This is a genomic window from Streptomyces sp. NPDC005722, assembly GCF_040630935.1.
Taxonomy (GTDB): domain Bacteria; phylum Actinomycetota; class Actinomycetes; order Streptomycetales; family Streptomycetaceae; genus Actinacidiphila.
Map to the genome: position 1 here is coordinate 76,794 of NZ_JBEXYN010000004.1, position 19,048 is coordinate 95,841.

Here is a 19,048-nt window from a genome sequence, read left to right on the forward strand (position 1 = left end):
GTAGCCCGCATGCATATCATGTGAAGAATTGGGGGTCCGGATCCATGGCGGACCGGGGCGAAGGGGTGGGCGCACGTCATGAGGCGTGGAACGGCGCGCGCGGCGCAACGGCGGGAAGCCGGCAGGCGCCGGGACGCACCGGACGCCGCGGAGGCCGCGACAGGCACGGCCGCCGGCACATGGCTGGTGCGCGGCGCCGACGGCAGGCTCACCGCGTACGCACCCTGTCGTGACGGACTGCTCCGGTGGACGCAGGCCAGGGCCGGCGCCGACGGGTGGACCGGCCCGGACGTGCTCGCCGCGCCCGGCCTCACGCACCTGTCGGTGACCCAGGGTGCGGACTCCTTCGTGCACCTCGTGGGCCGTCGCTCACTCGGCGCCGAGGGCGGGTTGACGGTGGACGTCGCCTACGCCCTGCAGTACCAGACGGGGCGGCCCCTGACGGAGTGGGTGTCCGTCGGCAATCCCCACGGTGATCCCGAGCGCGCCCGGCTGATCGGCGCGCCCGTGGCGGCCGTCGACGCCTCGGGCACGGTCCAGGTCTTCGTACGCTCCGCGGACGGCGGCGTCATGGCCCGGTGCGAGGGCAAGGGCGGGAAGTGGCAGGCGTGGCGGGACCTCCGCGGCACGGGTGTGCGTGACGGGCTTGCCGCCGTCGTCTCGCCGGCCGGCCGTTTGGAGTTGCTCGCACCCGCCGAGACCTCGGCCCTCCACTGGATCCAGGCGGAGGCCGGAGGGGTGCTCCGGCGATCCCTCGACGTGCGTCCGGCGCCGGTGCCGGGATCCGTGGCCGCGGTCGCGACCGCACCCGGCCGCCTCACCTACCTCTGGACCGACGCGGCGGGTTCCGGGCTGGTCGCCCATCGCCAGGGAGGCTGGGTCGTCCCGCTGGGCGGCAGCCCGGCGGCCGACGCGGCCAGCGCCGTGCTGCGGACCGTGCTGGACGACCAGGACTGCATGGTGGTCGCCCACCGGGGCCTGAACGGGAACGCGATGGTCGGGGTCTGCGGTACGGAGGCCGAGGCCTCGGGGGTGTGGTGGGTGGACACCGGTGTGCCGTGCCTTGGGGCACCGTCCCTGGCCGCCGACGCCCTGGGGCGGGTCGTGCTCGCGGTACTGGGACCGGACGGAGTGCTCCGGGTGGCGCGGCAGCGCGACGAACCCGGCCTCACCCTGGCCGACTGGGTGTGCGCCTGAGGACCGACCCACGTGACCCTGTGGGCAACACCACGTACCCCGTGCCGGACATTCCCGCCGTAATCGCAGGTAGGACCTTGACCGTTTGCGGGACATAAGATTGTGTTCACCCTGTGAGGGTTTCCTTTTCAACCGTCACAACGTAGTGGGGGAGGTTCGCGTTCCCGCCCGTCCGCCGGACGTGGGGGCGCGGTATACGGGGTGGGGTTCGGCAGGTCCGAGCGGTTGATGCCGGATCGTGCGAAGTGTCTTGAGTGGGAGAGTCCGGTACCTGTGCGCCCGCGGCTGAGCGTTGTCGTGCCCTTCCAGGATGTCGAGATCTATCTCGAAGAATGCCTGGAGTCGATCGCCCGTCAGACATTCGGGGATCTCGAGGTGATCCTCGTCGACGACGGGTCGACCGACACGTCCACGGAGATCGCCCGGAACTTCTGTGCCCGTGACCCCCGCTTCCGGCTGATCCGCCAGACGGCGCACGGTCCGGGTCACGCCCGGAATGCCGGGATCCGCGCCGTGCACCCCGACGGCGAGTTCCTCGCCTTCGTCGACGGGGACGACGTGATTCCGGAGCACGCGTACGAAGTGCTGGTGCGCACGCTTGAGAAGTCCGGTTCGGACTTCGTGTCGGGCAACGTGCAGATGATGAATTCCAGCACGAAGTGGCAGTCCCCGCTGCACCGGGCTCCGATGGGGCGGGCTCGCCGTGGTACTCACATCACGAAGTTCGATGCCCTCATCTACGACCGCACGGTGTGGAACAAGGTGTTCCGGCGGTCGTTCTGGGACCACCACCGCATCGCGTTCCCCGAAGGTGTCCTCTACGAGGACTCGTGGGTCAACATGTTCGCTCATTTCCGGGCCAACAAGGTCGATGTCATCACGGATTTCGTGTACTTCTGGCGACGGCGGGAAGGCGGTGCGGCTCCGTCGATCACGCAGCGCCACACGGAGATCGGCAACCTCCGGGACCGGGTGTCCGCCGTTCAGTCGGTGAGCCGGTTCCTCGCCGCGCACCGGTCGCCCGAGTTCGACGTCCAGAAGCGGAAGTACGACCTCGCCTGTCTGAAGTCCGACCTGATGCTGCACCTCAAGGTGCTGCCCGACGCCGACCCGGAGTACCGGCACGCCTTCATGCGCTGGGCCAACGAGTTCCTCGACGAGTCCGACCCGGGCATCGTCCAGGAACTGCCGGCCGACGCGCGGGTCAAATGGCTCCTGGTGCGCGAGGGGAAGCTCGACGAGTTGCTCGACGTGATCGAGTTCGAGCGCAAGGGCGGTCCGATCCCCGTGCGCCGCCGTGTCCACCGCTACCTGAACTACCCGTACCTCGGCGACCGGACGGTGGGCCTCGACAAGAGTGCCTACCGCCTCGGCAAGGAGCTGTCGCTCCACGGCTCCCTGCGCGATGTCCGCTGGGACGACGACTCCCTCGTCATCGACGGCTCCGCCTACATCCGATTCATCAACGTTCACAAACGTCACATGTCGGTCAAGGCCATCGCGCTGCGGAACAAGAAGCAGGGCCGTCTGCTGGTCACGCCCGCGAAGACCACGTTCGATCCGCAGGCCACCGAGCACTCCAACCAGAACCGCTACTGCTACGACTGGGCGGGCTTCCAGACCCGGATCGACGTGACCCGGCTGAAGAAGAAGGGGGAGTGGGTCGAGGGCACCTGGGACGTCGCCGCCGGAGTCCTCAGCCGCGGACTGTTCCGCTACCGGGGTCTGGCACGCGGCGGAGCGGGGACCGCGGCCAACCCGCCGTACCGTTACGTCGACAACAACATCCGAGTTGTCCCGGTCTTCCTGCAGGGGACACTGAAGCTCCGGGTGGAGATTGTCCGCTGCCGGATCACCCGGCACCGCGTCGACGGCAACCACCTGGTCATCGGCGGCGTGTACCTGGGGCCCCGGGTCCCCGAGTGGGGCCTGTTCGGGGTGACCAGCATGGGCGGCTCGGGACACCACGAGTCGCGGGTGGTCTTCACCCCGGGAGGCGACGGATGGTGCACCTTCGTCACCCGTGTCCCGCTGGAGTACCTCGTGCCCCGCTCCCGCTCGCAGGACGGCAGCGGCATCCCGCAGAGCTGGAGCATGGGCAGCAACGGCTGGAAGACCACCCTCCGCGTGGAGGGCCGGAAGACGACCCTCTACCCCGTCATGGCGGAGGGCGTCGAGGACGGTCGCCACCCGATGCCGGCGCGGCTCCAGACACCCGCGGGCGACCGCGAGATCTTCGTCCACCGCAACGGATCCGGCTACCTGGTGCTCTTCGAGCGGGCGATGCTCCCGACAGTGACGCACGCCGACTGGCGGGAGGACGGATCGCTGGAGCTCGTCGGCCGGTACCCCGCGGTGAACCGCCTCTCCTCGATCGAGTTCGCCTCCGCCCACCTGGTCGTCCGCTCCCGTGCCCACGGTGCCGAGCGGGTGGTCCCGATCGTGTGGAGCGGTCACGCGTTCCGCTCCGTCCTCACCCCGGCCGCCATGCGCAGCCTGGCGGGCGACATCCCGCTCGCAGCCGGACGCTGGGACTTCTTCCTCAGACGGCAGGACCCCTCCGTCGTCACGGCGGAGGAGCGCTCCGAGGACCTCATGGTGAAGATCGAGCAGGAGCTCATCGGCGAGCTCCCCCGCTCGATCACCGAGGACGACCGGAAGTACGAACTCCAGGGCGAGGCCTACGACCGGCTGTCGCTGCTGGTGCACTCGGCGATGCCGGACGCCGCCCGCGGCCCGTACCGGCAGAAGTTGCTGCGCACCAGGACCTACCCCGCCGCCCGGCGCAGACCCGTCCGTCCGGCCGTGCTGTTCGACGCCTTCAAGGGGACCCAGTACTCGGACAGCCCCCGCGCCGTCCACGAGGAGATGGTGCGGCGCGGCGTCGGCCTGGAGCACCTGTGGGTGGTCCGCGACGACCAGGTCGCGGTACCGCCCACGGCCCGCCCGGTCCGGATGTGGTCGCCCGAATGGTACGAGGCGCTGGCCACGTCCCGGTACGTCGTCGCCAACAACCACCTTCCCGACTGGTTCGTGAAGCGCGAGGGCCAAGTGGTCGTGCAGACATGGCACGGCACCCCGCTCAAGCGCATCGGGCACGACATCGAGGCCGTTCACTTCGCGGACCGCCGCTACCTGGAGCGGGTGGAGAAGGAGGTGCAGAACTGGGACATGCTCGTGTCGCCCAACAGCTTCAGCACGCCCATCCTCCAGCGCGCCTTCCGGTTCCCGGGGGAGATGGTCGAGTCCGGCTACCCGCGCAACGACATCCTGCGCCGGCGCGACTCCGAAGAGCGGGCGGCCGGCGTACGGCGCCGGATCGGGCTGCCGAGCGGCAAGCGCGTCATCCTGTACGCGCCCACGTGGCGCGACGACCAGTTCTACGCGCCCGGAAAGTACAAGTTCGACTTCCGTATCGACCTGGACGACGCCCGTGCCAGGCTCGGTGACGACTACGTCCTCCTGGTCCGCCGCCATCCGAACGTCGTGGATCCGGTGCCGGGCGCCGGCAACGGCTTCGTGTTCGACGTGTCCGACTACCCGGACATGGCGGACCTCTCGCTGATCACCGACGTCATGATCACCGACTATTCGTCGCTGATGTTCGACTACGTCAACACCGGCCGGCCGATCCTCTTCTTCACCTACGACCTCGAGCACTACCGCGACACGCTTCGCGGCTTCTACTTCGACTTCGAGGCGTGTGCTCCGGGACCGCTCGTGTACACCTCCGAGGAACTGGTCGACGCGCTCCACCACATCGACCTCGTCGAGGAGGCGTACGCCGCGCGGTACCGCTGGTTCCAGGAGGAGTTCTGTGACCTGGACGACGGATTCGCCTCGGTGCGGCTCACCGACCGCATCCTCGCGGCGGGCGGCGACGCCCCGAAGGCCCCCGCTTCTCCGTCGGCACAGAGCCTGACGCGACGCATCAGGACGAAGGCCATCGGTAAGGAGACGACCGAGCAAGCCGCGGAAGGCGGCTACGAGGTCACGATGTGATCGCGCCGACGCCCGGCGGACCCCGCCCAGGGGGAACGGGCCCGGTCCTGTCCTCATCATCCGTCCGCGGGACACCTCGTGCCGCGTCATCGATCCAGGGAGAACGATCCCCCGCATGTCGAAGGAAGCACCGGGAGGACGTCCCGCACTCAGAGGCATCGAAGCCTCCGGGGCGTTCCCCGTCGAGTACCGGTTCGCCCACGCGAAGAACGGAAACTGCCACCTGGTAGTGGTGTTCGCGAACTTCTCGGCGCCCCTCGACTACGGATGGTCCAACGGAGTCTTCGACGGACTCCGGGCGAACATCCTGTGGATCCGCGACCGGTTCGACGGGATGAACAGCTACTACCTGTGCAAGGACATGGATTTCGGGCTGGAGGAATCCGTGGTCACCCTGGTGTGGAAGGTGATGGAGGCACTTGCCCTGACGCCGGACCAGTGCACCTTGTGGGGTGGCTCGAAGGGCGGCAGCGCGGCCCTCTACTTCGGTCTGAAATACGGATTCCGGAACGTCGTGTCCTTGGTGCCGCAATTCATGGTCGGCTCCTATGTGGAGCGGTACCACCCGAAGGTCGCCCGGTTCATGATGGGCGAGGTGTCCGAGCAGAACGTGCGGATCCTCGACTCCGCCATTCCCAACCTCGTTCGCGCCGGCGCCAACCGGGGTGCCAACCTCTACCTGCTCTCCTCCCGGCAGGACTCACAGTACGAAGAACAGGTCGCCCCCTTCGTCAACCTGTTCCAGGGCTACGAGAACTTCAACTTCATCTACAGCGACTCCCCGTTCATCGCCGATCACACGGAAGTGACCAGGCGGAACGTCCCGCCGCTCATGGGACTCGCCCACCTCCTCGTCGACGGGATCGCCCCGCGCATCGGCTTCGTGCAGAACGGCTTCGAAGAACCCCGCCGCGACAGGTCCGCGATCGACGCCTACCTCAAGGCCACCGCGGTTCGACAGGACCAGGCGCTCGCCGCGCCGGTCGTCACGACTCCGGGCGCCGGGCAGCGGGTTCCGGGCGGCGTTGTGCGCGTCTCCGGCACCGCCCCCGGCGCCGTCCGCGTCAGCCTGTGGGAGAACGGCCGGTACCTGGGCTCGGGTACGGTCGGCGCCGACGGCACGTGGGTCTGGGAACCGGAGCGCCCGTGGAGCGTGGGGGAGCACCTGGTGAAGGCCTTCGCCGTGGACGCGCACGGGTACGAGTCCGCACGGACACAGATCACCTTCTCCGTAGCGGAGGAGCCGGCGCCGGTGTTCTCGGCGCTGCCGGGCCGTGAACTGCACGACGGAGTCACCCGCTTCGCGGGATGACGCACCGTGAGTGACAGAGCGGGCCGTACGGGACCACTCCCGTACGGCCCGCCCATCACAGCGCGGCGGCAGCCGGCGTCACGCGGGCACGCTCGCCACGCCCGGGGCCAGGAACGGCTTGCCGTTCACCCGCTCCGAGACGCCCTCACGGTCCAGGTACGGCGTGATGCCGCCCAGGTGGAAGGGCCAGCCGGCACCCGTGATCAGGCAGAGGTCGATGTCCTGCGCCTCGGCGACGACACCCTCCTCCAGCATGATGCCGATCTCCTGCGCCACCGCGTCCAGGACGCGGGCGCGCACCTGCTCCTCCGTCAGGACGCTGTCGCCCTGCACCAGGAGCGCGGCGACCTCCGGGTCCAGCTCCGGCTTCCCCGAGTCGTAGACGTAGAAGCCGCGCTTGCCCGCCTTGACGACGGCCGCGAGGTTCGCCGAGACCGTGAAGCGGTCCGGGAAGGCGCGGTTGAGCGTCTCGGAGACGTGCAGGCCGATCGCCGGCCCGACCAGCTCCAGCAGCACCAGCGGGGACATCGGCAGACCGAGCGGCTCGATGGCCTTCTCCGCGGTCGCGACCGGGGTGCCCTCGTCGATGACGTTCTGGATCTCGCCCATGAAGCGGGTGAGGATGCGGTTGACGACGAACGCCGGGGCGTCCTTGGTCAGCACCGCGGTCTTCTTCAGCTTCTTCGCCACGGCGAAAGCGGTGGCCAGCGACGCGTCGTCGGTCTGCTCGCCGCGCACGATCTCCAGCAGCGGCAGCACCGCGACCGGGTTGAAGAAGTGGAAGCCGACGACCCGCTCCGGGTGCTCCAGCTTCGAGGCCATCTCGCTCACCGACAGCGAGGAGGTGTTGGTGGCCAGGATCGTCTCCGGCTTCACCACCGCCTCGACCTCGGCGAACACCTGCTGCTTGACGCCGATCTCCTCGAAGACCGCCTCGATGACGAAGTCCGCGTCGCCGAAGGCCGCGGCCTTGTCGAGCGAGCCGGAGACCAGGCCCTTGAGGCGGTTCGCCTTGTCCTGGTTGACGCGGCCCTTGAGCAGCAGCTTGTCGATCTCGCCGTGGACGTAGCCGACGCCCTTGTCCACGCGCTCCTGGTCGATGTCGGTGAGGACCACCGGCACCTCCAGGCGGCGCGCGAAGAGCAGCGCCAGCTGCGAGGCCATCAGACCGGCACCGACGACGCCCACCTTGGTGACCGGGCGGGCCAGGTTCCTGTCCGGGGCGCCGGCCGGGCGCTTGGCGCGCTTCTGCACCAGGTTGAAGGCGTAGATGCCGGAGCGCAGTTCGCCGCCCATGATGAGGTCCGCCAGGGCCTCGTCCTCGGCGTCGAAGCCGGCCGACAGGTCGCCGTCCTTGGCGGCGGCGATGACGTCCAGCGCCCGGTACGCGGCCGGGGCGGCGCCGTGCACCTTGGAGTCGGCGAAGGCACGGCCCTTGGCGACGGCCTCGTCCCACGCCGCGCCACGGTCCACCTCGGGGCGGACGACCTGGATCTCGCCCTTGAGGACGGCCGCGGTCCAGGAGAGCGACTGCTCCAGGAAGTCCGCGCCGTCGAACAGCGCGTCGGCGATGCCCAGGTCGTAGACCTGACCGCCCTTCAGCTGCTTGTTCTGGTTGAGCGAGTTCTCGATGATCACGCTCACCGCGCGCTCCGCGCCGATCAGGTTCGGCAGCAGCGCGCAGCCGCCCCAGCCCGGGACCAGGCCCAGGAAGACCTCGGGGAGGGAGAACGCCGGGATGGCCGACGAGACGGTGCGGTAGCCGCAGTGCAGGCCCACCTCGACGCCGCCGCCCATGGCCGCGCCGTTGTAGTACGCGAAGGTCGGCACGGCCAGCCCGGACAGTCGGCGGAAGACGTCGTGGCCGCCCTTGCCGATGGCCAGCGCGTCCTCACGGCGCTTCAGCAGCTCGACGCCCTTGAGGTCGGCGCCGACCGCGAAGATGAACGGCTTGCCGGTGAGGCCGACGCCGACGATCTCGCCGTCCGCGGCCTCCTTCTCGACCTGGTCGATGGCGGCGCTCAGGTTCGCCAGCGACTGCGGGCCGAAGGTGGTCGGCTTGGTGTGGTCCAGGCCGTTGTCCAGGGTGATCAGGGCGAAGCGCCCGGCGCCCAGGGGCAGGTCGAGGTGGCGCACGTGCGCCTGCGTCACGACCTCGTCCGGGAACAGCTCGGCGGCGCCCTTGAGGAGCTCGGCGGTGGTGGTCACTTGCTGCCTCCGTCGAAGTGCGGGTTCTCCCAGATCACGGTGCCGCCCATGCCGAAGCCGACGCACATGGTGGTCAGGCCGTAGCGGACGTGCGGCTGGTCCTCGAACTGGCGGGCCAGCTGCGTCATCAGCCGGACGCCGGAGGAGGCGAGCGGGTGGCCGAACGCGATGGCGCCGCCGTACTGGTTGACGCGCGCGTCGTCGTCGGCGATGCCGTAGTGGTCCAGGAAGGCCAGTACCTGGACGGCGAACGCCTCGTTGACCTCGAAGAGGCCGATGTCCGAGATGGACAGGCCCGCCTTGGCCAGCGCCTTCTCGGTCGCCGGGACCGGGCCGATGCCCATCACCTCGGGCTCGACGCCCACGAAGGCGTACGAGACCAGACGCATCTTCACCGGGAGCTCCAGCTCCCGGGCGACGTCCTCGGCGGCGATCAGCGAGGCGGTGGCGCCGTCGTTGAGGCCGGCCGAGTTGCCCGCGGTCACGTTGCCGTGGGCGCGGAACGGGGTCTTCAGGCCCGTCAGGCTCTCCAGCGTGGTGCCGGGGCGCATCGGCTCGTCCGCCGTGGCCAGGCCCCAGCCGGTCTCCCCGCCCTCGGGGGAGGTGCGGCGCACCGAGACCGGCACCAGGTCCTGCTGGACCTTGCCGTTCGCGTACGCCTTCGCCGCCTTCTCCTGGCTGCGCACCGCGTACTCGTCGGCGCGCCGCTTCGTCAGGTGCGGGAAGCGGTCGTGCAGGTTCTCCGCCGTCATGCCCATGAACAGCGCGGAGTCGTCGACCAGCTTCTCCGACACGAAGCGCGGGTTCGGGTCCACGCCCTCGCCCATCGGGTGCCGGCCCATGTGCTCCACGCCGCCCGCGACCGCCACGTCGTACGCCCCGAAGGCGACGCCGCCGGCGACGCTGGTGACCGCGGTCATCGCGCCCGCGCACATGCGGTCGATGGAGAAGCCGGGGACGGACTTGGGCAGCCCCGCCAGGATCGCGGCCGTACGGCCCAGGGTCAGGCCCTGGTCGCCGATCTGGGTGGTCGCGGCGATGGCGACCTCGTCGATGCGCTCCGGGGAGAGCGCGGGGTTGCGTCGCAGCAGCTCCCGGATGGACTTGATGACCAGGTCGTCGGCACGGGTCTCGTGGTAGATGCCCTTCGGGCCCGCCTTGCCGAACGGGGTGCGGACGCCGTCGACGAAGACGACGTCCCTAGCGGTACGAGGCACGTTGGCTCTCCTCAAGGTGCGGGTTCGCTTGCCGCGGGCAGAAGACGGCGGCTCCGGCGTACATGCTACTCGTGGGTAACCGTTGTGCACAGTGCGGGGTGGGGCGCGTCACACGCCGATCTTCCTCCGGCGTTCCCGCGTTCGGGTCGTTCGTGGTTGGGGTTGGGTTTCTCCCCCACCCTCCCTCCCGATTGCCCGGCGCGATTGGTGCGGGGCTGCGCAAGTTCGTCTGGGGGGCGGGGCCGCGCCGGCGCACGTCCTCAACGCTCGCGGTTTACCCCTACATCGTCGGGCGCCGCACTCGACCGCTCGTCGTTTCCGGGCGCACCCCGACACACCCCCTCCCGTCGTATGGGCGCACAACGGCCGGTGGGGGGTCAGATAGGCGTGCGGGGGTACCCGGAACCGCCCTCTGACCCCCCAGCCCCACCGCTCAGCCCGCATCGCCCGGGTCCGCCGCTCGTTTCGCCTCGACCTTCAGCCAGGGGAAGCACCCCGCCACACCCCTCCCTCTTGCGCCGGCGCAGGGTGTCCCGTTGGGGGTGCGTGGGACAGTGCGGTGCCCCGGGCTGCCTTGTGACCACCCACCGGCCGTTGGTCGCTGTCGATTCGGAGGGGGTGGGGTCGGAGGGGTGGGCGTTCTGGACGCTGACGTGTATTTGATGTGCGGCAGCGACGGCACCGGCGAGTGGTGCCCGTCATGCACATAAATATGCGGTACAGGATGCCCACCCCGGAGGCCCCGCCCCCGGCCCACCCATGCACAGTGCGCAGGCCCGCACCAATCGCGCCGGGCAATCGGGTGGGAGGGCGGGAGACAGCCCGCCGCAGGCGCAGACAACCCGCACACAACAACAGGCCGCAACCACGGACCCCGGGCATCCGCTACGCGGGCGGCTTCGCCGCCAGCGCGGTCGTGAGGATGGGCGTCGTCAGTTCGACCTGCCAGGGGCGGGCCCCGGCCTCCTGGAGGAAGGCCGACACCGACTCGGGGCTGCGGTCGCGCGGAGGCGCCCAGCACAGGCGGCGGACGGTGTCCGGGGTGATGAGGTTCTCCTGGGGCAGGTTCAGCTGCTCGGCCAGTGCCGAGACCGCCGCCCGCGCCGCGGAGAGCCGGGCCGCCGCGGCCGGGTCCTTGTCGGCCCAGGCGCGCGGCGGCGGGGGGCCGGTGTAGGCGGGGCCGGGCTGCGGCAGGTCCCGCTCGGGGATGCTGCGGGCGTGGTCGATCGCGGCCTGCCACTGCTCCAGCTGGCGCCGCCCCATGCGGTGCCCGAACCCGGGGAGCGCGGCGAGCGCGTGCGCGTTGGGGGTGGCCTCCAGGGACGCGGTGACGATCGCCGCGTCGGTGAGGACCCGCCCGGGGGAGACGTCCCGCTCGCGGGCGATCCGGTCGCGGAGGTTCCACAGCTCGCGCACGACCCCCATCTGGCGGCGCCGGCGCACCTTGTGCATGCCGGACGTGCGGCGCCAGGGGTCGACGCGGGGCGGGGGCGGCGGGGCCGCGGCGATGGCCGCGAACTCCTGCATGGCCCACTCCAGCTTGCCTTGGGCGCGCAGCTCCTCCTCCAGCGCGTCGCGCAGGTCGACCAGGAGCTCGACGTCGAGCGCGGCGTACCGCAGCCACGGTTCGGGCAGGGGGCGGGTGGACCAGTCGACGGCGGAGTGGCCCTTCTCCAGGGCGTACCCGAGGACGTTCTCCACCATCGCGCCGAGCCCGACCCGGGCGAACCCGGCGAGGCGGCCGGCCAGCTCGGTGTCGAACAGCCGGGTGGGGCGCATGCCGGCCTCGTCGAGGCACGGCAGGTCCTGCGTGGCGGCGTGCAGCACCCATTCCGTGCCGTCCAGCGCGGCGCTGAGCGCCGACAGGTCCGGACAGGCGACGGGGTCGATCAGCGCGGTCCCTGCCCCGGTGCGGCGCAGCTGGACCAGGTAGGCCCGCTGCCCGTAGCGGTAGCCGGATGCGCGCTCGGCGTCGACGGCGACAGGTCCGGAGCCCGCGGCGAAAGCCGCGACGACGTCGGCGAAGGCCTCCGGGCTGGCGGTCACCGGCGGGATGCCCTCGCGCGGGTCCAGCAGCGGGACCGGCGCCGGGGGTGCTTCTGTTGCGGTCTCTCGGGCGTCGGTCACCAGTCAAGAGTATCTGTGTACAGCAGGGGCCCGCCGACGGAACGTTCCGGCGGCGGGCGCACCCGGGATATGACGTCGATCAGTGGATGATGCCGGTACGCAGCGCGACCGCGACCATGCCGGCCCGGTCACCGGTGCCCAGCTTGCGGGCGATCCGGGCCAGGTGGCTCTTCACGGTCAGCGCGGACAGCCCCATGGAGACCCCGATCGCCTTGTTCGACTGGCCCTCCGCGACCAGCCGGAGCACCTCCACCTCGCGGCCGGACAGCTCGCGGTAGCCGCCGCCGTGGCCGGGGGCTCCCGGTGGGCGGCGCTGCAGCCGCTGGCCGGCGGGGCCCAGGGGCACGGAGCCGGGGCGGCCGGGGATGCCGAGGTTGGTGCGGGTGCCGGTGACGACGTAGCCCTTCACTCCGCCCGCGAGGGCGTTGCGCACGGCGCCGATGTCGTCGGCGGCGGACAGGGCGAGGCCGTTGGGCCAGCCGGCGGCCCGGGTCTCGGCGAGCAGGGTCAGCCCGGAACCGTCGGGGAGGTGCACGTCGGCGACGCAGATGTCTCGGGGGGTGCCCACCCTGGGCCTGGCCTCGGCGATGGAGGACGCCTCGATCACGTCGCGCACCCCGAGCGCCCACAAGTGGCGCGTGACGGTGGAACGTACGCGGGGATCGGCGACCACCACCATCGCCGTCGGCTTGTTCGGGCGGTAGGCGACCAGGCTTGTGGGGTGCTCGAGAAGAACCGACACCGGGCCTCCTGGGACATTGGCGGGAAGGGTCACAGGTTCCTTCGGCAGCAACTTCGCCCGGCTTTAGAGAATGATCACGACTTGTTTAGTAACAATTCCGGCAATTCGGACGCGCTGTCGAGCAGGGTCGATCGAAGGTGTGAAGATCGCGGTCACCGGGTGTCAGAGCGTGTTGACGGCGGTAAAGCGAGTGGTCAGCGCCGGCGCGCCGGTCCTCAGCGGGCCTGCTGCGGGCCGCGCCGCTTCGGCAGCGGCACCACCGAGGGGCCGCCCCCCGGCGGGGGGCACGGGGGCTCGGCGGGCACCGGCGGCAGTCCCGCACCGGTGCACAGCAGGTCGCACCAGGCCGCCAGGTGCGAGGCCATGTCCGGAACGCCGCCGCTCACCGCGAGCGGCGTCCACGAGGCACGGATCTCGATGCGGGTGGAGTCCTCCCGCCCGGCCAGGGTGCCGAAGTGGTGCGAGGAACTGCGCGAGACCGTGCCGCCCGCCTCGGTGAAGGCCGCGCCGCGCCCCTCCAGGGCGCCCGTCAGCCACGACCAGCTCACCTCGGGCAGCAGCGGGTCCCCCGCGATCTCCGGTTCCAGCTCCGCCCGGACCAGGGTGACCAGCCGGAACGTACCGTGCCAGCCCTCCTGGCCGTCGGGGTCGTAGAGCAGCACCAGGCGCCCGTCCCCGAGCTCCTCGTCGTCGACGACGACCGCCGCCTCCAGGGCGTACGCGTGCGGAGCCAGGCGCTTGGGCGGGGGCACGGGATCGAGCTCCACCTCGGGCCGTACCCGGGCGCGCAGCAGTGCGTCGACCGCGTGCTGGAACGGGAGGGGGGCGTCGTTCCCGTCCGAGAGGTGCCCATGAGCCGCTGCCATGCCCGGAAGCGTAGGCCGAAGGGGGCCCGCAGTGAGGGAGGACACCCGGTCGGGCGGGTCGCCCACTTGGCGCATGCGAAGATTCGGGGGTGAGTGCGCACCAGCAGACCGCTGCTTCCCCCTTCATCCTGGCGTGCCGGCGCCGGCCCGTGCCGCACACCCCCGTGTGGTTCATGCGCCAGGCCGGGCGCTCCCTCCCCGAGTACCTCAAGGTGCGCGAGGGGATCCCCATGCTCGAGTCGTGCATGCGGCCCGACCTCGTCACCGAGATCACGCTGCAGCCCGTGCGGCGGCACAAGGTCGACGCGGCGATCTACTTCAGCGACATCGTGGTGCCGCTCAAGGCCATCGGGCTCGACCTCGACATCAAGCCGGGCGTCGGCCCGGTCGTCGAGCAGCCCATCCGCTCACGCGAGGACCTGCAGCGCCTGCGGCCGCTCGACCCGGACGACGTCAAGTACGTCACCGAGGCGATCGGCATGCTCACGGGTGAACTGGGCGCGACGCCGCTGATCGGGTTCGCGGGTGCGCCCTTCACCCTGGCCAGCTACCTGGTCGAGGGCGGCCCGTCGCGCAACCACGAGCGCACCAAGGCCATGATGTACGGCGAGCCCGAACTGTGGGCGGAGCTCCTGGACCGTCTCGCGGACATCACCTCGGCCTTCCTGAAGGTGCAGATCGAGGCCGGTGCCAGCGCGGTGCAGCTCTTCGACTCCTGGGTCGGCGCGCTGGCCCCCGAGGACTACCGGCGCCACGTCATGCCCGCCTCCGTCAAGGTCTTCCGGGCCGTCGAGGACTACGGCGTCCCCCGCATCCACTTCGGCGTCGGCACCGGCGAGCTGCTCGGGCTGATGGGCGAAGCCGGCGCGGACGTGGTCGGCGTGGACTGGCGGGTCCCGCTGGACGAGGCCGCCCGCAGGGTCGGCCCCGGCAAGGCGCTCCAGGGCAACCTCGACCCCGCGGTGCTCTTCGCCCCCCGCGAGGCGGTCGAGAAGAAGACCCGCGAGGTCCTGTACTCGGCCGGGGCCGCCCCCGGCCACATCTTCAACCTGGGCCACGGCGTCCTGCCCAGCACGGACCCCGACGCCCTGACCCGCCTCGTGGACTTCGTCCACACCGAGACGTCCCGCTGACACCGCCGGCACCGGTGACCCCGCGCCGCACGGCGCGGGGTCACCGGGTCCGCCGCTACTCCCGCGGCTGGGCCTCGCCGTCGCCCGCCCCCACCGGCGCGGGCACCCGCACCGGCTCCGGGGGCGCTTCGACGGTGCGCCGGGCGGGCAGCACCCGGCGCAGCAGCCGGAAGCCCAGGTAGCCGAGGAGGACCAGCGCGGCGAACGGCGCCACCACGGCGAGGACGACGAGCAGGGTCCGCAGGGTCACGTAGAAGGCGTGCCAGCCGCTGCCGAGGGCGTCGCCCACCGTGGCCCAGAAGCCGTCGGCCTTCTGAGGTGCCTCCTCGGCGGCCGGCTCCTGCACCTCCAGGGTGATCGTCGCCATTCCCGTCCGCGCCTTCAGCGAGGCCTGCTGGGCCTCCAGCGCCTCCAGGTCGGCCTGGCGGGAGCTGAGTTCGCCCTCCAGGGCGACGACGTCGCTGAGCCTGGTCGCCCGGTCCATCAGCTCCCGCACCCGCGCCACGCTCGCCCGCTGCGTCTTGAGCCGGCTCTCCACGTCCACCACCTCGCCGGTGACGTCCTGGGCGTCCACCTTGCGGTTGCGCAGGGTGCCCAGCCCGGAGAGGTCCTGCAGCACCCGGTCGTAGCCCTCCGGGGGCACGCGGAGCGTGATGGTGGAGTACTCCAGGCCGTCCTCGTCCAGGCTGGTGCTCTCGTTGCCGACGTAGCCGCCCGCGCCCTCCACCAGCGTGCGCGCCTTGGCCACGGCTCCGGGGACGTTCCTGGCCTCGACCGTCAGCGCCGCCGTGCGCACGATGTAGGACTGCGCCAGGGTCGGGGTCCTCCCCGCCCCGGTTCCGGTGCCGGACCTGCTGCCGGAGCTCTTGCCGGTGGCGTTCTCCGTGTCGCCGCCCGCGTCGGCGGGTGCCGTGCCCGCGTCGGGCCGCTCGGCCAGACCCGGGGCGGCGGCACCGGCCTTGCCGTCCGCGGTGTCGGCGCTGCTCTCGCTGCCGCCGCCGCTGCCGCAGCCGGTGAGCATGAGGGCGGCGGCCAGCGCCAGGGTGCCCAAGGCCGCGGCAAGTGGTCTGCGGGCTGCGGTGGTTGACGTGCTCACAGGGCATCCCCCCGGGTCCGTTGCGTCTGTTGCCGATTCGACGTGAGGGGCACCGGGCGGGTTTCGGCTCCGTGATCCCGAAGAGGTCACGGTTAGGGCTCGTTCCGGCGTCTGAGACAGTGGTGGCATGAGCAATACGCAGCCCCGGGCCGGGCATGTGGTGGTCGTGGGCGGCGGGGTCTCCGGACTCGCCGCGGCGCATTTCCTGCTGGAGGGCGGGGCGGCACGGGTGACCGTGCTGGAGTCCTCCGGCCGCCTGGGCGGCAAGCTGTACGCGGACGAGATCGCGGGCGTCCCGGTCGACCTGGGCGCCGAGTCGATCCTGGCGCGCCGCCCCGAGGCGGTCGACCTGGCCCGTGCGGTCGGCCTCGGCGACGACCTGGAGGCGCCCGCCACGACGACCGCGGGCCTGTGGACCCGTGGCCGGCTGCGCCCCATGCCCAAGGGCGGCGTCATGGGCGTCCCCGGCGACCTCGGCTCGCTCGCCGCCTCCGGTGTGCTGTCGGCGGCCGGCCTCGCGCGGCTGCCGCTCGACCACGTCCTGCCCCGCACCAAGGTCGGCGAGGACGTGGCGGTGGGCGCCTTCGTCGCCGCCCGGCTGGGCCACGAGGTCGTCGACCGGCTCGTCGAACCGCTGCTCGGCGGGGTGTACGCGGGCAACGCGTACGAGATCTCGCTGCGCGCCGCCATCCCGCAGCTCTACGAGGGCGCGCGCGGCGGCCGGTCCCTGATCGAGGCCGTCCGCGAGAGCCAGCGCAAGGCCGCCGCCGCGCGGCAGGACGGCCCGGTCTTCGCCGGCGTCCGGGGAGGCGTCGGCCGGCTCCCGGTCGCCGTCGCCGAGGCCTGCCGCGCCGCCGGGGCCCGCATCGAGACCGACGCCCCGGTCCGCACGCTGCGCCGTACCCCCGACGGCTGGGAGGTCGCCTTCGACCACGACGGCACCCGCGAGACGCTGGCCGCGGACGCGGTCGTGCTCGCCGTGCCCGCCCCCGCCGCGTCCGCGCTGCTGGCCGCCGAGTCGCCGGGCGCCGCCGCGGAACTGTCGGCGGTGGAGTACGCGAGCGTCGCCCTGGTCACGATGGCCTTCCGGCGGCGCGAGATCGCCCACGCGCTGCCCGGCAGCGGCTTCCTCGTCCCGCCGGTCGACGGGCGGACGATCAAGGCGTCCACGTTCTCCAGCCAGAAGTGGCACTGGAGCGGCGCCGCCGACTCCGACGTCTACGTGCTGCGCACCTCGATCGGCCGGCACGGCCAGGAGGCCGACCTCGCCTGGGACGACACCGACCTCGTCCGGCTCTCCCGCGAGGACCTCGGCGAGGCCGTCGGGCTCACCGCGGCACCCGTGGCCGCCCGCGTCACCCGCTGGGACGGCGGCCTGCCGCAGTACCCGGTGGGCCACCTGGCGCGGGTCGCGCGGCTGCGCGAGCACGTCGCGAAGCTGCCCGGCCTCGAGGTGTGCGGCGCCGTCTACGAGGGCGTGGGCATCCCGGCCTGCGTCGCGAGCGCGCGCGGCGCGGCCACGCAGGTGCTGGGCACCCTGCGGCGGGCCGCGGAACCGGACGCGGGACAATAGCCCCATGACCGACTCCACTGCTTCCGCCGCCCCCGCCAAGGCCCCCAACGCCGGCAAGAAGGCCAAGGACCTCAACGAGGTCATCCGCTACACCCTCTGGTCGGTGTTCCGGCTGCGCGACGTCCTCCCCGACGACCGCACCCGCTACGCGGAGGAGGTGGAGGAGCTCTTCGCGCAGCTCGCCGAGAAGGACGTCACGGTCCGTGGCACCTACGACCTGTCCGGGCTGCGCGCCGACGCGGACGTCATGATCTGGTGGCACTCGGAGACCTCCGACGCCCTCCAGGACGCGTACAACCGCTTCCGCCGCACCTTGCTGGGGCGCCACCTGGAGCCCGTCTGGTCGAACATGGCCCTGCACCGCCCGGCGGAGTTCAACAAGAGCCACATCCCTGCCTTCCTCGCCGACGAGACGGCCCGCGACTACGTCTCCGTCTACCCCTTCGTCCGCTCCTACGACTGGTACCTCCTCCCCGACGAGGACCGCCGCCGCATGCTCGCCGACCACGGCAAGATGGCGCGGGGCTACCCGGACGTGCGGGCGAACACGGTGGCGTCGTTCTCGCTGGGGGACTACGAGTGGATCCTGGCGTTCGAGGCGGACGAGCTGCACCGGATCGTGGACCTGATGCGTCATCTGCGGGCGTCCGAGGCGCGGATGCACGTCCGTGAGGAGGTGCCGTTCTACACGGGGCGCCGTAAGTCGGTGGCGGATCTGGTGTCGGGCCTGGCCTGAGGCCCTGCCTCGCGCGGCGCGTCAGCTCAGGGCCGCGCGGAGTGCGGGGTCGGGGAGGGCGGAGGGGCCCCGGACGGCGAGGGCGGTGAGGAGCTGCCGGCGGTCGTCGGGGGCCGGGCCGCGGGGGACGTCGACGGCACGCAGCAGTTCCCGGCCCGCAGGGGCGGCCCAGCGGGTGTAGGGGTGGATCTCCAGGCGCGCGACGGCCAGGCAGCCGAGGGTGGCCAGCAGGGGGAGGGCGAACCACGGCAGCAGGGGCCGGCCGGCGGGGCTCAGGGTCGTCGCGGCGACGAGCATCACCAGGATGAGGGCGGAGGCCGCGCGGACCTCGCGGATGCCGGTGGAGATCGACTCCCGGGTCGCCGCGGGCACCGCGAGCCCGGCGTCGGTGAGGCGCCGCGCCAGTGCGCGGACCCCGTCGGAGCCCGCGTGCGCCGCGCGTATCGCGGGGACGGGGGCCTGGCCCCCGGGGCCCGTGGCGGCGATCAGGGAGCGCTCGATGGCGTCCCGCCCGTCGGGGTCGACGACCGTCGCCCAGCCCGTGCCGGCGAGCAGCAGGCGGCGTTCGCGGCCCATCGTGACCATCGTCAGCTCGGTCACCCGGCGCGGACCGCCGGCCAGGAAGGCCATCTCGTAGAGCCCGAGGGCGTGGTCGGCGGCCGGTGCGGCGGTCGCGTCAGGCAGATCGGCCGCGGCGACCGCCGCCCTGCACAGGCGTGTGCAGGAGGCGATCGCCGCGGCCCAGGCCACGACGAGGAAGAGCATCCACATGGGGGAGTTGTAGCCGACCCCCGCGGGGGTCCGCCCGTGGTTTCCCGGAACGGAGGCGGGCGGACCGG

Annotated in this window: 13 protein-coding genes; 6 read left to right on the forward strand and 7 right to left on the reverse strand. The window is 71.9% G+C overall.

The annotated features are described in order from the left end of the window. Window positions 1-78: 78 nt before the first annotated feature. The 3 genes from ABZ479_RS06360 to ABZ479_RS06370 all read left to right on the forward strand — a co-directional run bounded on the left by ABZ479_RS06360 (window position 79) and on the right by ABZ479_RS06370 (window position 6,511). Window positions 79-1,197 (forward strand): PLL family lectin, encoded by a 1,119-nt coding sequence (locus ABZ479_RS06360; protein WP_500460293.1) that lies wholly within the window; start codon window positions 79-81, stop codon window positions 1,195-1,197. A 297-nt stretch (window positions 1,198-1,494) separates the two neighbouring features. Beyond that, window positions 1,495-5,199, forward strand: coding sequence for a bifunctional glycosyltransferase/CDP-glycerol:glycerophosphate glycerophosphotransferase (locus ABZ479_RS06365; protein WP_500460295.1), 3,705 nt, complete (start codon window positions 1,495-1,497; stop codon window positions 5,197-5,199). Window positions 5,200-5,314: 115 nt separating this feature from the next. Continuing rightward, window positions 5,315-6,511 carry a hypothetical protein gene (locus ABZ479_RS06370; protein WP_500460296.1) on the forward strand — a complete coding sequence of 399 codons (1,197 nt, stop codon included), beginning with the start codon at window positions 5,315-5,317 and terminating at the stop codon, window positions 6,509-6,511. Window positions 6,512-6,589: 78 nt separating this feature from the next. Here ABZ479_RS06370 and ABZ479_RS06375 read toward each other — a convergent pair whose 3' ends face one another. The 5 genes from ABZ479_RS06375 to ABZ479_RS06395 form a co-directional block, all read right to left on the reverse strand. Then, window positions 6,590-8,719 (reverse strand): 3-hydroxyacyl-CoA dehydrogenase NAD-binding domain-containing protein, encoded by a 2,130-nt coding sequence (locus ABZ479_RS06375; RefSeq protein ID WP_500460297.1) that lies wholly within the window; start codon window positions 8,717-8,719, stop codon window positions 6,590-6,592. Then, a complete protein-coding gene (locus ABZ479_RS06380) occupies window positions 8,716-9,936 on the reverse strand; it encodes a thiolase family protein (RefSeq protein WP_500460298.1) in 1,221 nt (406 codons plus the stop codon). Before ABZ479_RS06380 ends, ABZ479_RS06375 begins: the two co-directional genes overlap by 4 nt. An 885-nt stretch (window positions 9,937-10,821) precedes the next feature. Further along, a complete protein-coding gene (locus tag ABZ479_RS06385; RefSeq protein WP_500460300.1) occupies window positions 10,822-12,063 on the reverse strand; it encodes an HRDC domain-containing protein in 1,242 nt (413 codons plus the stop codon). Between the two features lie 79 nt (window positions 12,064-12,142). Continuing rightward, window positions 12,143-12,805 (reverse strand): LuxR C-terminal-related transcriptional regulator, encoded by a 663-nt coding sequence (locus ABZ479_RS06390; protein WP_499601712.1) that lies wholly within the window; start codon window positions 12,803-12,805, stop codon window positions 12,143-12,145. Window positions 12,806-13,020: 215 nt separating this feature from the next. Continuing rightward, window positions 13,021-13,671: a DUF3000 domain-containing protein gene (locus ABZ479_RS06395; protein ID WP_500460301.1), complete on the reverse strand. Its 651-nt coding sequence runs from the start codon at window positions 13,669-13,671 to the stop codon at window positions 13,021-13,023. Between the two features lie 89 nt (window positions 13,672-13,760). Between ABZ479_RS06395 and hemE the strand changes: the two genes are divergently transcribed. Further along, window positions 13,761-14,804 (forward strand): uroporphyrinogen decarboxylase, encoded by a 1,044-nt coding sequence (gene hemE, locus ABZ479_RS06400; protein WP_500460302.1) that lies wholly within the window; start codon window positions 13,761-13,763, stop codon window positions 14,802-14,804. Window positions 14,805-14,859: 55 nt separating this feature from the next. Here the strand turns inward: hemE and ABZ479_RS06405 are convergent, their stop codons facing one another. Further along, complete coding sequence (locus ABZ479_RS06405; protein WP_500460303.1) at window positions 14,860-15,900, reverse strand: DUF4349 domain-containing protein; 1,041 nt, start codon at window positions 15,898-15,900, stop codon at window positions 14,860-14,862. A 127-nt stretch (window positions 15,901-16,027) separates the two neighbouring features. On the opposite strand from ABZ479_RS06405, the gene hemG reads away from it, so the two are divergent. Together hemG and hemQ are read left to right on the forward strand one after the other, a co-directional pair. Beyond that, window positions 16,028-17,473, forward strand: a complete 1,446-nt coding sequence (gene hemG / locus ABZ479_RS06410; protein ID WP_500460305.1) for a protoporphyrinogen oxidase — start codon at window positions 16,028-16,030, stop codon at window positions 17,471-17,473. A gap of 4 nt (window positions 17,474-17,477) precedes the next feature. Next, window positions 17,478-18,209: a hydrogen peroxide-dependent heme synthase gene (gene hemQ / locus ABZ479_RS06415; RefSeq protein ID WP_500460306.1), complete on the forward strand. Its 732-nt coding sequence runs from the start codon at window positions 17,478-17,480 to the stop codon at window positions 18,207-18,209. A 21-nt stretch (window positions 18,210-18,230) separates the two neighbouring features. Here hemQ and ABZ479_RS06420 read toward each other — a convergent pair whose 3' ends face one another. Next, window positions 18,231-18,980: a TIGR04222 domain-containing membrane protein gene (locus ABZ479_RS06420; RefSeq protein WP_500460308.1), complete on the reverse strand. Its 750-nt coding sequence runs from the start codon at window positions 18,978-18,980 to the stop codon at window positions 18,231-18,233. Between the last annotated feature and the right edge of the window lie 68 nt (window positions 18,981-19,048).

Coding starts and splice junctions, on each gene's coding strand:
- ABZ479_RS06420 (WP_500460308.1), bottom strand. CDS start 18,980: ATGTGGATGCTCTTCCTCGTCGTGGCCTGGGCCGCGGCGATCGCCTCC.
- ABZ479_RS06395 (WP_500460301.1), bottom strand. CDS start 13,671: ATGGCAGCGGCTCATGGGCACCTCTCGGACGGGAACGACGCCCCCCTC.
- ABZ479_RS06360 (WP_500460293.1), top strand. CDS start 79: ATGAGGCGTGGAACGGCGCGCGCGGCGCAACGGCGGGAAGCCGGCAGG.
- ABZ479_RS06370 (WP_500460296.1), top strand. CDS start 5,315: ATGTCGAAGGAAGCACCGGGAGGACGTCCCGCACTCAGAGGCATCGAA.
- hemQ (WP_500460306.1), top strand. CDS start 17,478: ATGACCGACTCCACTGCTTCCGCCGCCCCCGCCAAGGCCCCCAACGCC.
- hemG (WP_500460305.1), top strand. CDS start 16,028: ATGAGCAATACGCAGCCCCGGGCCGGGCATGTGGTGGTCGTGGGCGGC.